11 protein-coding genes and 1 pseudogene are annotated in these 13,513 nt (G+C 67.6%); 7 read left to right on the top strand and 5 right to left on the bottom strand.

The features are described from left to right. Positions 1-60: 60 nt before the first annotated feature. From BM051_RS27480 to BM051_RS27490, 3 genes are all read left to right on the top strand, one after another. Positions 61-1,266, top strand: coding sequence for an acyl-CoA dehydrogenase family protein (locus BM051_RS27480; protein WP_092536793.1), 1,206 nt, complete (start codon positions 61-63; stop codon positions 1,264-1,266). Continuing rightward, complete coding sequence (locus tag BM051_RS27485) at positions 1,263-2,321, top strand: type III polyketide synthase (protein ID WP_092536943.1); 1,059 nt, start codon at positions 1,263-1,265, stop codon at positions 2,319-2,321. Before BM051_RS27480 ends, BM051_RS27485 begins: the two co-directional genes overlap by 4 nt. Before the next feature lie 79 nt (positions 2,322-2,400). Then, positions 2,401-2,898: a hypothetical protein gene (locus tag BM051_RS27490; protein ID WP_092536796.1), complete on the top strand. Its 498-nt coding sequence runs from the start codon at positions 2,401-2,403 to the stop codon at positions 2,896-2,898. 1,227 nt (positions 2,899-4,125) lie between these two features. Here BM051_RS27490 and BM051_RS27495 read toward each other — a convergent pair. The 3 genes from BM051_RS27495 to BM051_RS27505 all read right to left on the bottom strand — a co-directional run bounded on the left by BM051_RS27495 (position 4,126) and on the right by BM051_RS27505 (position 7,341). Continuing rightward, on the bottom strand, positions 4,126-4,413 hold the full coding sequence (locus BM051_RS27495) for a nucleotide pyrophosphohydrolase (RefSeq protein WP_424923318.1): 288 nt from the start codon (positions 4,411-4,413) through the stop codon (positions 4,126-4,128). Positions 4,414-4,643: 230 nt separating this feature from the next. Beyond that, positions 4,644-5,681: an integrase core domain-containing protein gene (locus BM051_RS30180; RefSeq protein ID WP_243859902.1), complete on the bottom strand. Its 1,038-nt coding sequence runs from the start codon at positions 5,679-5,681 to the stop codon at positions 4,644-4,646. A 310-nt stretch (positions 5,682-5,991) separates the two neighbouring features. Further along, the gene (locus BM051_RS27505; protein ID WP_092536799.1) at positions 5,992-7,341 is read right to left on the bottom strand and encodes an MFS transporter; all 1,350 of its coding nucleotides are present in this window, start codon (positions 7,339-7,341) and stop codon (positions 5,992-5,994) included. 421 nt (positions 7,342-7,762) lie between these two features. Here BM051_RS27505 and BM051_RS27510 point away from each other — a divergent pair, with 421 nt between their 5' ends. From BM051_RS27510 to BM051_RS27520, 3 genes are all read left to right on the top strand, one after another. Next, positions 7,763-8,533 (top strand): SAM-dependent methyltransferase, encoded by a 771-nt coding sequence (locus tag BM051_RS27510; RefSeq protein ID WP_092536803.1) that lies wholly within the window; start codon positions 7,763-7,765, stop codon positions 8,531-8,533. Positions 8,534-8,821: 288 nt separating this feature from the next. Further along, positions 8,822-9,184, top strand: a complete 363-nt coding sequence (locus BM051_RS27515) for a hypothetical protein (protein WP_092536806.1) — start codon at positions 8,822-8,824, stop codon at positions 9,182-9,184. Position 9,185: 1 nt separating this feature from the next. After that, positions 9,186-9,464 (top strand): hypothetical protein, encoded by a 279-nt coding sequence (locus BM051_RS27520; protein WP_092536809.1) that lies wholly within the window; start codon positions 9,186-9,188, stop codon positions 9,462-9,464. A gap of 22 nt (positions 9,465-9,486) precedes the next feature. Here BM051_RS27520 and BM051_RS27525 read toward each other — a convergent pair whose 3' ends face one another. Together BM051_RS27525 and BM051_RS30185 are read right to left on the bottom strand one after the other, a co-directional pair. Then, on the bottom strand, positions 9,487-10,341 hold the full coding sequence (locus BM051_RS27525) for a sodium:calcium antiporter (RefSeq protein ID WP_243859901.1): 855 nt from the start codon (positions 10,339-10,341) through the stop codon (positions 9,487-9,489). A gap of 1,060 nt (positions 10,342-11,401) precedes the next feature. Beyond that, positions 11,402-11,740 (bottom strand): annotated as a pseudogene (locus tag BM051_RS30185) (transposase); the annotation flags it as partial. Between the two features lie 286 nt (positions 11,741-12,026). Here BM051_RS30185 and BM051_RS27530 point away from each other — a divergent pair. Beyond that, positions 12,027-13,223 (top strand): cation:proton antiporter domain-containing protein, encoded by a 1,197-nt coding sequence (locus tag BM051_RS27530; protein WP_092536812.1) that lies wholly within the window; start codon positions 12,027-12,029, stop codon positions 13,221-13,223. Positions 13,224-13,513: the final 290 nt, after the last annotated feature.

Genomic DNA, 13,513 nt, shown 5'->3' on the forward strand with positions numbered 1-13,513 from the left:
CGGACGCCCAGCCGTGCCCTCGATGCGATCCCAGGCCCCCGTCATACCGGAGGAGATCTGTTGTCAGTAGCGGAGCGCCTCACCGATCGACCGCGCGACGCTGCGCGTGCCCTTGTCCTGGCCCGTGACCTGGTGCCGCGGCTGGCCGGGCGGGCCGCCGCGCACGACGAGTCGGGGGCGTTTCCCGCGGCGGACTTCGCGGATCTGCGTGCGGCCGGACTGCTCGGGCTGATGGTGCCCACCCGGCTCGGCGGGTTCGGCGCGTCGTTCGCCGACTACGCGGCGGTGGCCGCCGAGCTCGCCCGGGGGGCGGGCGCGACGGCGTTGATCTTCAACATGCACGCCTCGGTGACCGGCGCGCTGGCGCACACGCCTGACGAGCTGGTCCGGGCGTGGGGCGCGCCGGAGAGCTTCTTCGCCACGCGGGACGAGGCGCTGTCCGCGGCCGCCGGCGGTGCGCTGTACGGGGTGGCCATGAGCGAGCGCGGCAGCGGGTCGCGCCTGTCCCGCACCGCCACCACCTACCGCAGGAGCGGCAGGGGGTATCGGATCAGCGGAAGCAAGGCTTTCGTGTCCGGTGCCGGTCACGTCGACGCCTACCTGGTGACAGCACGGGATCCGGCGGCCACGGAACCGCGCGTGTCCTACTTTCTAGTCCCCGCCGGAGACGGCGTCCGGGTGGAGCAGACCTGGGACTCCCTGGGCATGCGGGCCACCGGGAGCCAGGACGTGCACTTCGACGTCGAGGTCGGCCCGGAGGCGTTGCTCGGCGGGATGGAGGGGCTGACGTTGCTGCTGGCGCAGGTGATGCCGCAGTGGCTGGTGGCCTCCTACGCCGCGGTGTACGTCGGCGTGGCACGGGCCGCGGTGGACGCGGCCGCCGACCACGTCCGGGAGCGTGGCCTGCGCGAGCTGCCGGCCGTCCGGGCCCGGTTGGGCCGGGCGGATGCCGCGGTGTCCGCCGCGGAGCTCGTCGTGGCCGATGCCGCCGGCCGGGTCGCCGAACAGCCGGGAGAAGGGGACACCAACCGCTGGGTGTGGCGCGCCAAGCTGGTCGCCGGGGACACCGCGGCCGAGGTGGCGTCCTCGCTGCTGGAAGCGGCGGGCGCGTCGGCGAGTCGGCGCGGGCACCCGCTGGAGCGGCTCTACCGGGACGCCCGCTGCGGGGCGCTGCAGCCGGCCACCTCCGACGTCTGCGCCGACTGGCTCGGGGTGGCCGCGCTCGGCGGGGATCCCGACCACGACACCGGGGTGGCGCGGTGGTGACCGCGTCGATCGCGGGCCTGGGTGCGGCGCTGCCGGCCGCCTACGACCAGCGGACGCTGTGGGAGGAGTACTTTCGCGGGCACTTCGCCGGGAGCCGGGCCGCGGAGCGGATCTTCGCCGGCGCCGGGGTCCAACGCCGGCACTCGGTGACCGATCCGTTCGCCGAGGACGTCTCCGGCTGGTCGACTGGGGAGCGGATGCGGCGCTACGCCGAGCGGGCGCCGTCGCTGGGGCACCGTGCGGTCACCGACGCACTGGCCGACGCCGGCGTCGGCGCGGACGAGATCGGGATGCTCGCGGTCGCCTCGTGCACCGGGTACAGCACGCCCGGACTGGACATCCAGCTCGCCACGTCGCTGCGCCTGCGCCCGGACGCCCAGCGGCTGCTCGTCGGGCACATGGGCTGCCACGCCGCTCTGCCCGCCCTCGGCGCGGTCGCCGACTTCGTGGTCGCCCGCGGCCGGCCCGCGGTGCTGCTCTGCCTGGAGCTGACGTCGCTGCATCTGCAACCGGCCACGGCCGACGCGCAGCAGGTGGTCACGCACGCCCTGTTCGGTGACGCCGCGGTGGCGCTGGTGTTGCGCCCGGACGAGGCTCGTGCGCCCGGGCTGCGCGTCGTGGACGTCGCCGCCCGCACCGATACCGGCAGCAGCGGCCACATGACCTGGGAGGTCACCGACCTCGGGTTCCGCATGGGGCTCTCGCCCGAGGTGCCGGACGTGCTCGCCGAGCACATCGGTCCACTGGTGAAGGAGGTGCTGGCCCGCCACGGACTGGACATTGCCGACGTGCGGGCCTGGGCCGTGCATCCCGGCGGCCCGCGCATTCTCGACACCGTCGAGGACGGCCTCGGGCTGGCCCCACCCGCGCTGGCGGCCTCCCGCGCGGTGCTGGCCGAGCACGGCAACTGCTCCTCGGCCACGGTGCTGCTGGTGCTGCGCGAACTGCTCCGTCACGGCCCACCGCCGGGCCCGCTCGTGGCGGTGGCGTTCGGGCCCGGGCTGACCCTTTACGCGGCACTGCTCGAACCCACGACGGAGCCGGAGGTCCGATGAGCAATGGCCATTGTCGGGACGGTAGAGCGCCACCCACGCCTCGGCGGAGAAAGGGACGCGGCAACCGAACGGAGGCGTCATGGAGTTCGAGTTCTGGGCGGCGTTGGTCGCCGGCTTCACCGGTGGCCTGGTGATGAGCGCGATGATGGCCATCATGCGGGCGGCCGGCACGACCGAGATGAACATGATGTACCTGCAGGGGACCATGTTCACCGCCAAGCGTGGCGCGGCGATGGCGATCGGGGCGGTCATGCACCTGGTCGTGATCAGTGGCGCGATCCTCGGCTCGGTCTACGCCCTGCTGTTCACTTGGCTGAACGTGAGCGCGGCCAGCGCATGGTGGGTCGGCGCCCTGTTTGGCATCGTGCACGGGATCCTCGGCGGGCTGATGATGGCCGGCGTGCCGGCGGTGCATCCCCGGATGGGCAAGGGTGACACCGGTGGTGCGGTGGCACTCAAGGAACCCGGCCTGTTCGCCAAGAACTACGGCAGCGCTACCCCGGCCGGCGTGCTCGCCACCCACGTCCTCTATGGACTGGTGCTCGGCGCGGTGTACGCCTGGCTGCTGGGAATGTGACGAGGTTGCAACAGTGCGAAGGGAGGAATCGGGGCGTAGTGGCGCTCTATGGCGTCTTCGACGAGCGTGACGTTGACGTGGGGTGCTTGGCACGACCCTTCTGCCGGCCGCGGCAGAAGAAATACAGGTACTCGGCGCTCTGGCGGTCTCCAGGTGCCGCCAGGACTCGCCGATCTCCACCGCTGCCAGCCGGTCCGGCAGCAGCGCAGATCGCATGCGAGGTTGACTCGACACTGACGAGATCGCTGGCTCACGAGCGACCTCCTGTTGTCGGCTCGTCTTTACCGGCAAGCGGAGTCGGGACTGCTCCGCTACTCCGATCGAGCGATACTCGGTACTCAACGACCAGACGTCCCCTCAAGAACCCCCTGGTCGGAGCTGTTCCCATCTGCTGTGTGCCCTGCCGAGGACTCGAACCTGCGCACCTCCCTCACCGCCCACTCCCCGCGACCACCGCTGCCCATTCAGCGAGAGACGACCAGGCCATCGAACTCCTGGACGCAACCAGAATCCGGCATGAATGCAGAGCGCCACACTAGAGCCACGAAGGCATACTCGGAAACACTGCCGCCGTACCTCGAGGAGGCCGAGGTGGGAGCCCAACCTAGGAGGAAATTGGGAGGATCAACCCGCGCTGAACGGCAGCAGCCGGTAGTGACCGACGCTCATCCGCACCGCCCTGACCTGCTAGATCTCCATCTATGCAGCTCAGGGCGATGGCCCCGACTACGTTGACACGGTAGAGGTCACTGGTTCGATCCCAGTATCGCGCACCACCTGTTTCCCCAGGTCACACCCCCTCCGGTGATCACCACCGCCGGGGGTTTCGTCGTCACTGGGAGCACGAATGGGAGCAGTTGATCTTGTCTTACTGTGTTCATCCCATCTGTGTTCACCGCCGGGCTGCCCGGAGCAGGGACTCTATAGCTGCGGCGGCGAGCCTGCGCTCCCAACATGGTCTAGACCATAAGCAGGTAACGATCCGATCACCGTCGCCGTCCGGCAAACAAAGGTTCGCATGGTTGACCAGCACCGATGCGCTCCGGTGGTTCGTGGGTCGCGACGAGGCTCTGTCGGTCGAGTCGAGCGCCTGTGGGGTCGAGAGCTGGTCCGGGACGATGGTGCCGGCAGAGCTGTATCAGCTGTCCAGGGTCCGGCGCTCGCCGGCCAAGGTGTCGTACTTGTCGGCGCGGCCGCGAGCTTGCTCGGCTGGGTAGCGCTGTTCGTTCAGCTGAATCTTTTCCCCAGTGCGGCTGCTAGGTCGACCTCGAGCACGTCAGCGAGGCGGAGGAGGTAGGACAACACGTCGGCCAACTCGTGCCGGACACGCTCGGCCTGCTCCGGCGTGTGCATGATCTGCGCGGCTTGCTCAGGTGTCAGCCACTGGAACAGTTCGAGCAGTTCGCCGGCCTCCCCCGCCAGGGCCATAGCAAGGTTCTTCGGCGTGTGGAACTGCTGCCAGTCTCGACGAACCACGAACTCGGCCAGCGCCGTCTGCATGCTCACGAGGTCCACAAGTAACTCCCTCTCCTTGCCTATCGGGTCGGCATGGCCAAGCCAGCGACCTCCGCAGCAGCGGAACCCACCCAACGGTCTCCGTCACGCCAGGCACTGGCAATCTGCAACTCGTCCAACACCTCCACGGACAACTCCCCCACCGGCTCGTTGAACAACGCCTGTGGGGTTCCAGAAGTCGGCCTCCATTGTTGACCTGCGGTTTTAGGCTGCGCGTTCGTACTCGTTGATCAGGCCGCCCAGGACCGACCGGCGCTTGATTCGCGCGTGATTGAGATCCGGGGTGGGATGGTCGGGCTTTGGTGGGCGGAGCTTGCCCGGTGAGGTCTTCGACCGTTGTAGTGCTGGGCATAGGTGAACACCGCGGTGCGCAGGTGCCGCTCACCGAAGATCAACATGCGGTCGGTGAGCTCAGTTCTGACCGTGAGCACGAATCTTTCGGCGAAACAGTTCGCTGGGGGACAGCCCGGGGGAATCTGCACGACGTGAATCCCCGCGTCAGCCAGAACGGCGTCGAAAGCCGTGGCGAACTGGCTGGCTCGGTCGCGGATGAGGAACCTGAACCCGGCGGCTCGGTCGCCGAGATCCATCACGAGGTTACGGGCCTGCTGTGTGGTCCACTGCCCGTCCGGATTCGTGGTTGTGCCGAGAACGCGCACGTAGCGGCGACCAACTTCCAGCGCGAAGAACACGTAGATCCGTTTGAGGGTTACCGCGCAGTCCACATGTAAGAAGTCCACTGCCAGCATCGTTGGGGCTTGGGTGCGCAGGAACTGCCGCCAGGTCGTCTCGGTCTGTCGGATTGGTGCCGGAGGGATCCGCAGCCTCGCGAGGACCCGACGGATCGTCGAAGCGCCGATCCGGTGGCCAAGCTTGAGCAGTTCGCCTTGGATCCTCCGGTAACCCCACGTCGGGTTTTCTGTGGCCATTCGCTCGATCAACACGACGATGGCGTGGTCGATGGGCGGGTGCCCGGGCCGGTTCGGGTAGGTCCACTTCCTCGCGACCAGTCGGCGATGCCAGCGCAGGACGCTGCCTGGGGTGACCAGCCGGTGCTCGCGCACAGTCCGGGGCAGCAGCCGGATCAGGGCGGCCAACACGGCTCGGTCGGCCCAGTGCAGGTGGGGCTTCGGGTTTGCTCGACGCAGCACGGCGACTTCGTGGCGCAGGACCAGCAATTCGACATCCTTCGACGCCGACGAACGGCCGAGCAACATCAGCCAGCCACCCAGCCGAATGAAGATCAGATAGAGCAAACGCAACAACACAGCGCACGATCATGCCTCAACGGCGCCGCCACGATCGTTACCGGTCACAGGGACGGCCACGTTCTGGAACCCGACACGTTTTACGCTGGTCACGGCGGGCCTGCTCAGCCAAACGGTCGATCACGATGTCACTTGCTCGAGGGATCATCAACCACAACTCGGTGGAACCAGGTCTGGTGCGGTTTGTACGTTTCGGCAAAAGCTCGCCGGCTCGAACGACGAGATCGAAGCTCATCAGACGTGCAGGGTGTAGGACTCCGTGAGAACGCGGGTCGGTATCTCGCCCGGTGGTTCCTCTACGGGAGACCACTCAGTCTCGTCGAATCCTCGCTGTCATCGTCAGCCCTACAAGCAGAACGGGCGCGAGCAGCAGAAGGGTATCGGCATAGTTGGCCCCGGCCCCGTGGTGAGCCGGGTTCCACGACTGCAGGATACTGCCGCGGGCTTCCAAGATGCCGGGGCCGAGGGCGGCGCCGATTCCGCCGCTCAGATATCGAGCAGTGTGGAAAAGGCCGAAGCCCACGCTCGCCAGCTGGGCGTCGAGAGATCGTCCGGCCGCGTTCTGCGCGGCTACCGCAGTGACTACGAAGCCCAGCTCCGTCGTCGCCATACCAGTGGCGATCACAATGGGCCCACTGCCCGCAGTCGAGGACAGAACCATTACTCCAACAACCATGGACAAGACGCCAGCCGCGGCCACGGCACGGTTCCCCACCCGGTCGGCTACTCGCCCAGCGGGTGCTGCCACTGCCACGGCGACCACAGCCCCGGGTAACAACACTAACCCGATCACTCCCGACTCCAGCCCACGCAGGTCACTAACTTGGAGGGGGATGAGGACCTCGACAGCGACTGAGACCCCTAGCGCCCCCGCGGCGACGGTGCAGGCGGGGACGTAGCCGCGACGGCGGAGCAATGCCGGTGGAATGAATGGCTCCCGAGCCGTCCGCGAGCGCCACACTAGCCCGAGTGCCGCGACCGCACCGAGCACCAGAAGGGTCCAGATGAGCCGCTGCGAAGCCGTCGGCTGCCCCCACAGGTTGATCGCGGCGAGCAGCGCCGACACTGCTCCAGCCAGCAGCACCACGCCCGCGACGTCGATACTGCGCGAGGTCTCCGTCGACGAACGCCGAGGTAATAGCTTCAAGCTGGCGACAGCGAGCGGGACTGCGATCAGTCCGGCCAGCGTGAACACTCCACGCCATCCAACGAACTCACCGAGGGTCCCGCCGACGACCGGGCCAGCGACCTGAGCTGCGCCCGTTGCACTGCCCAGCAACCCGAACGCCGCTCCGCGCCGGGCCGGCTCGACGACCGTGACGACGGCGTATCCCGCCAACGTTGGTACGGCGCCCGCGCCGATGCCCTGGAGCCCTCGGGCTGCGATCAAGAAGGTGATGTTCGGTGACACCGCCGCTATCGCGACTCCGGCCGTGAAGACAACGAGCCCGGCGGCGAGGACGGCTCGGATCCCGAAACGCAGGCCGAGGAAGCCGTACACGGGCGATCCGATCGCGAGGCCCAGGAGAGCGCCGGTCACTGTCCAGCCCAGCGCGACCGGACCTGACCCAAGAGAGCGCCCGATGTCGGGGAGAAGAACCGTAATCATGCTGTTGGTCGAGATCGTCAATACGGTCGCTGCGACCAGGATAGGCATCATCGAGCGAGTCGGCGACCTCACGACCGATGCTCGGTCACTCCCACTTCTCTGGTCGCTCACCGAACACTCGCCATCGGCGCGAAGCAGCGACTGATCCTTGAGAGGAAGATCAAATCGTTCACCACATGCCTACTTTAGCGTGGCGCGCCGCCAGCCGGTCCGAGGTGGCCCCATGTTCGTCGAAGGCGCCAGCCTCGATTATCCGGGCTGGTACTGAAACTGCGCTGACAACACGCTGGCAATCAAACGGCAAGAGGTGGCAATCGGACGTTAGAGGGGCGACAATGGCGGTTGGTGTACCAAGTTCCAGTCCAGATACCACGAGAGCCCCTTTCCGGGATTCGAACCCAAGCTCCCCCGGCTTTGGCAGGCAACGACAACCAATTGATCGCGTCGTCCGGCAGCGAACCAGGAGAACTCCATGCAGCCCGAGGAACAGAACACACAGTTCTACGATTTCACCGTCGACCTCTTCGCGACCGTGTTGGGGGAACCGGTCTTGCACGGTGCCCTCTTCCGATCACGCGACGAGGACGTCCACTACGTGGAGGCCGCCAACCGGCTCACCGCCGGCATCGGCGAGTCCCTCGGGCTGGGTCCGTCCAGCACCCTTCTCGAGGTGGGGTGCGGTGCGGGGCAGCCGTCGCTCTTCCTGGTCAAGGCCTTCGGATGCACCGCGACCGGGGTCGACCTCGTTGAAGGCCGGATCCACATGGCGAACGAGTTCAGTGCCGAGGCGGGGCTCGACGACAGGGCGCGCTACGTGGTCGGCGACGCCACCACGATGGAGCTCGAAGAATCGTCATTCGACGCCGTCCTCTTCCTCGAGTCGATGCTGAACATGCCCGAGAAGGACACGATACTCCGACGTAGCCACCGATACCTGCGCCCCGGTGGTCGCATCATGGTCAGCGACTACGTCAAGCTCACCCCCGAAAGCTGCGGCGAGGAATGGCGTCGAGAGGTCGAGGCCATCGGGTTGAGCGTGCACATGGCGACCCTCGACGAGATGGCCGACCTCGTCACCGCGGCCGGTTTCACCCTGGAGCGGTGCGACGACATGACCGCGCAGTACCAGTGGAGCAACCCGGCCATGCTGAAGTGGGCGCAGCGGTGTTCGGACACGATCGACGCCAAGTTCGGCGCGGGGTGCTCACCCTTGCCGACATCCAGGCCGAGAAACACCTGGTAACCGCTGGTCATCTGTCATGCCGTTCGTCCGTCGCGGGTGGTCACCGGTCAGGCATCGACGGCCGGCAACCACGTTACGACGAGACCTGCCCGGCGGGCGGCCGTGTCCCTATCAGCGGTCCGGCGATGCCACCAGGTCCGGTGACACCACCCCCCGGATCATGCGTGCGACTGGGGGCATCAGTCATGCCGGACCTGGCGACCACGACTCCTTGATCAGGAGCTACGAAAAAGGTAACGGGGGCGATGTGAGCGGTAATCCAGTGGACGTCGGCCGTAGTCTCCAGGCGTGGATCTCGCTCAGGTCTTCGCCGGCGTGCCGCGCGTCGGTGTGGTCAACGGCTGCGCCTACTACTACCCGCAGTCGGAGCTCGAACTGCTCGGCGGTGATCCCGCGCTGGTGCCGGACGATCTCCTGATGACGTTCCTGTGCGAGGCCCCGAGCCACTGGCCCGAGGAACAGTACGGGCTGTTGTGGCGAGGGTTCGCGCCGCGGATCCTCGGCCTGCTGGAGGCCTCGCCCGAGGAGTTCCTGTTGGGTGGCCTGGACTTCGCCCGCTTCTCCGAGTGGCCGGGCGAGGAGCAGGCCGCGGTGCGGGAGGCGCTCCGCACGATGGTGAGGCGTGCGGTGACCGGCGACAAGCCCGGATGACGTGGCGGCGTTGGTGTGCGCCGCCGCTCATGCCAACCAGGACCTGACACCCTGGCTGAGCTACCTGGACACGCTGACCGGCGCCGACGCGGACGCGGGGATCACCCGGCTGGCGTGCCACTGGGCCGAGGACATCGCCCGGGGTGTCGAGCCGATGCTGTGGTGGTACCCCGAGGACCCCGCCGCTCCGCTACGCGACTGGCTGTACTCCGACCCGTTGTCCGAGCGTCTGTCCCGAATGGAGGATCGGGACACGCTGATCGCCATCGCGCAGATGTGACGTCACCGGTGCCGAGCACACCTCATGACGAGGCGGCGGAGTGGCCGTCGGTGAGGACCACGGTGTCGCCGTCGACGCGATCCACCCGGTCCGCGGCGGCGTAGCGGTCGCGGCCAAACAAGCCCTGGCCGTCGATCTTGACGTAGCCCAGGCGCAGCATCCGCTCCGCGAGTTGCCGCACCAACAGGCCGCCCAGCAGGACGGTGGTCATCAGCAGCGCCGCGGTGGTGAGGAACAACTGGTCGGTTCCCGCGGTGTGAAACAGGCTCCCCCCGCGGAACGCGACACCACCGACGATGAGGTTGAGCGCGTCGAGACAGTTGCCGCCGATCACGGCGGCGACGGCGAGTGTGAGGGCTCCCCGGCGCACCGTGGCGATCGCGGCCACGGTCTCCGGCAGCGCGTTGACCAGCCCCATCAGCACGCCACCGACGGACCCCGCGTTCAACCCGATGGCCACGACCAGACTCTCCGCCGCCCGAGCGACCGCCCAGCCCCCGACCACCACCAGCGCGGCGATCACCGCGAACTCCAGCCACAACGACGCGGCCGGCCGCGACTCGAACGCGTCGAGGTCCGTGGGCACGTCGGGACGCGTCTCCCGCGTCGCGACCGCCCGCCACATCGGCTTCCGCTGGGCCCGGATCAACCGCAACCCGCCGAGGTAGAGCCCGACCAGCACCACCGACACCGAATCCACACCCAGCACCGTGGCCTCCGGGCTGAACGACCCCAGCAACACCGTGCTGAGCAACACGATCAGCAGGCACCCGAACAGCAGGTTCTGCCCCGACGCCGCGGCGTGCTCCAGATTCACCCGCCGGTGCGCGACGTCCGCGGCCACGATCGCCAACGTCTGCACCGCGATCCCGCCCACCGCGTGCTGTAGGCCAGCTCCGGCTGCCCGTCCTCCGCGCTGACCCCGGTCATCACGATGCCCGACAGGGAGGTCACCACCCCGAAGAACACCGCACCGAAGAACGCCTCACCCCAGCCGGCCCGATCCGCGAGGGTGTCCCCGAGCCCACCAACCTGACACTGAGGACGACGGTCAGCGCACCCGCCATCAGGAAGACCGCCATCGCCCAGGGCACCGACCACGGCTGGGTCACCACCGCCGGCACTCGGGACCACCCCGAACGGACCCACCCGCCGGGCCCACGTCCGATCCATGGTCGAGCAGTGTCCCGCAGCCGCCGCAGCCAGGCAGCACAGCACAACGCCCCTCCATCGCGGGCGAGGGCCGAGCAGTACATGGATGGTGTGACGCAAACCTTGTTGCGTCACACCATCAATCTACTACTCACGCCCCAGATCAGCTTGATGAGATCGCTTCTCTGCCAAAATCAAACTATCGAAATGTGCCGACTACGAAGTATTACCAGCGACCCGGCTGCCTGATGCGCTCGTTCCGCCTGGTTCAATCGTTACCTCACTATCTCTTTCGTGGAAATCCTTTTCTCGCTCTATTCCAGGCCACGATGAACAGAGTTCCAACGAAGCCACCTGCGATCGCGAGAACTCCACCGAAAATCCCGTACTCGACCCTATCTTCTCCTACGAAACCGGCAAGAGAACCTATCGCAGCGACCAGCCCGGCACAACCCAGCGCCGCTAGAAAAATGCCAGAAAGCAACATTCCGGGAGGCGGAGAAGGTGGCGGCTGTGGCGCATTGTTTTGTTCTGGATGACTCATAAGGTTTGTCTCATATCGAGATTGTCCATGTTCTAGTACGTTGGGTTCGGTGAGAATTTTAAACCAACACCCCCGCCGCGCACCCCGCGACCGCCAATCCCGCCGTTGCGACACCTGTGCTCACTGGCGCGTACGCCGTTGCCAGTACGGCGTACGCGCCAAAGGACTGGACGGCCGTGACAGCACCAGCGGCGCAACCGAGGACCTCTGCCCGATGTCGACGAAGCTGTCCCGGAACGCACGGCCGGCCGGCCCACTCGATCATCTCCGCGACGGCCCTTGGCGGTGATCCGGGGGAGGGTGTCCTTGGAGACCTTGGCGACGTAGGCGTCGTCGACGTGCGCGGGATCTCGCCGGTGGTCAGCGCCTTCGCTGACAGCGACAGCACGATCTCGTCCACCCCGGTCAGGCGGCCTTGCCGCTTGCGCACGATCTGCGGGTCGACCTCATCTCCGCTTCCAGCGCGGTCTCGAGCACGTTTCTTCGCCAGCTGGTTGAGTAGCCCATTCGGGCCGACCAGGTCGATCCCCTGCTGCTTGGCCTGCGCCAGCAGCTGCTCGGCCAGCCGCCGCGGATCCATTCCTCGGTCACGGACTCCAGCGTTTCGATCAGGATCGATCCTTCCCGCCAAGCGCACGCTCGGCGTGTCAGACCAAGATCAGTACCACCGTTGACCAGACACCTCGGCACGCTTCGTTCTCGCTGGAGGGTTCGAGGCTGGCTGGGGCGTTCCTGGTGCCGCGGGGTTCGCTCGGCAGGCCGCTCGCGGCGGCGTTAACGTGTCCGGTGCTGGCGCGCGGCCGCGTCCACCGTGTGGCGGCGGTGCGGAGCCGCCAGGTACCCGTCCGAGGAGCGAGAGGTGGCGGATGGACCGTCTGCATCTGGTGTATGCGGCCATCGGGACGGTGGGTGTGCTGCTCGCCCTGATCAGCCGCAACATTCGCCGGTGGCCGCTCAGCGAGCCGTTGGTGGCCCTCGTTCTTGGCGTGGTGCTGGGACCACGACTGCTCGGCCTGCTCGAGATCGATGATGCGCTGCGCGACGTTCTGCTGCTGGAAGGGGCACGGCTGGTACTGGCAGGATCGGTGATGGCTGCCGCCTTGCGCTTCCCCGCGTCGTCCCTGCCCTCCCTGGTGCGCCCACTCGTGTTGCTCCTGGCCGTCGTCATGCCGCTGGCTGCGGCCGCCACCGGCGTTGCCGCCCTGCTCCTGGGCCTACCCATCGCTGTGGCCGCACTGGTGGGAGCCTGCCTGTCCCCCACTGACCCGGTCCTGGCCGCCTCCGTGGTCACCGGTGAACCCGCCGAGCGGGACCTTCCGGCGCGCATTCGCCGACTCCTGACCGTGGAGAGTGGCGCCAACGATGGACTGGCGCTGCCACTGGTCGGTCTCGCGGTGGCCGCCGTGCTGCCGGCCACGGGACCCGGCGACGTGGTGGTCAGGCTGGCCTGGGAGGTACTCGCCGGCGCGGTCGTCGGTGTCGTCGCCGGTGTGCTGGGCGGCCGGGCGATCAAGAAGGCCACCCGCCATCGAGATCTCGATGGCGGGTCCAAGCTGGTGTTCACGTTGCTGCTCGCCGTCGCCGTCCTCGGCATCGCTCGCTTGGCCGGTACCGACGGTGTGCTGGCCGTCTTCGTGGCCGGGCTGGCCTACAACCGGATGGTGGGCAAACACGAACGCACCCCGCAGGACAGCCTCGATGAGGCGGTGAACCGATATGCGGTGCTACCGCTGTTCCTCGTGTTCGGAGCGGTGCTGCCCTGGCAGGACTGGGTCGCGTTCGGACCGGCCGCCCTCGCCTTCGCCGCCGCCGTTCTGCTGCTGCGCCGCCCGCCGTTCCTTCTCGTCCTGGCTCGCCCTCTGGGACTGACCTGGCGCGACGCCACCTTCGTGGGCTGGTTCGGCCCCATGGGGGTGAGTGCCCTGTTCTACCTCGCCCACAGTCTGGACAAGGGGGTCGCCGACCCACGTCTGTTCGCCGCGGGCAGCCTCGCGGTCGCCGTCAGCGTCGTCGCGTTCGGCGTCACCGCCTCACCCGGGCGCAACGCCTACGCCCGGTCCTGAGGCCGGGATGGGCATCGACGTCGCGACCGGGATGGAGGGACGATTCCGCCGACATCCCTTACACACCGAAGACGAAGAGATCGGCGCCAGGAGTGGCCGCGTAGAACCCTTGTCCCGTGCCTGTTCCTTGCCGAACCTGTGGGAAGCAGGAACCCGGGACGCAGCGAGCGCGGCGACAGTCGCGGGTGCGCGCGTCGTAGCTCGCTCCTTCCAGGTCTCCGCACACCAATTTGTCTGGAGCGCATCTAAAGCACGGGTTCGGGTCGAGCCGTATCGAACGGTCACAATCC

The sequence above is a fragment of the Amycolatopsis arida genome, from assembly GCF_900115565.1.
Lineage (GTDB): Bacteria > Actinomycetota > Actinomycetes > Mycobacteriales > Pseudonocardiaceae > Yuhushiella > Yuhushiella arida.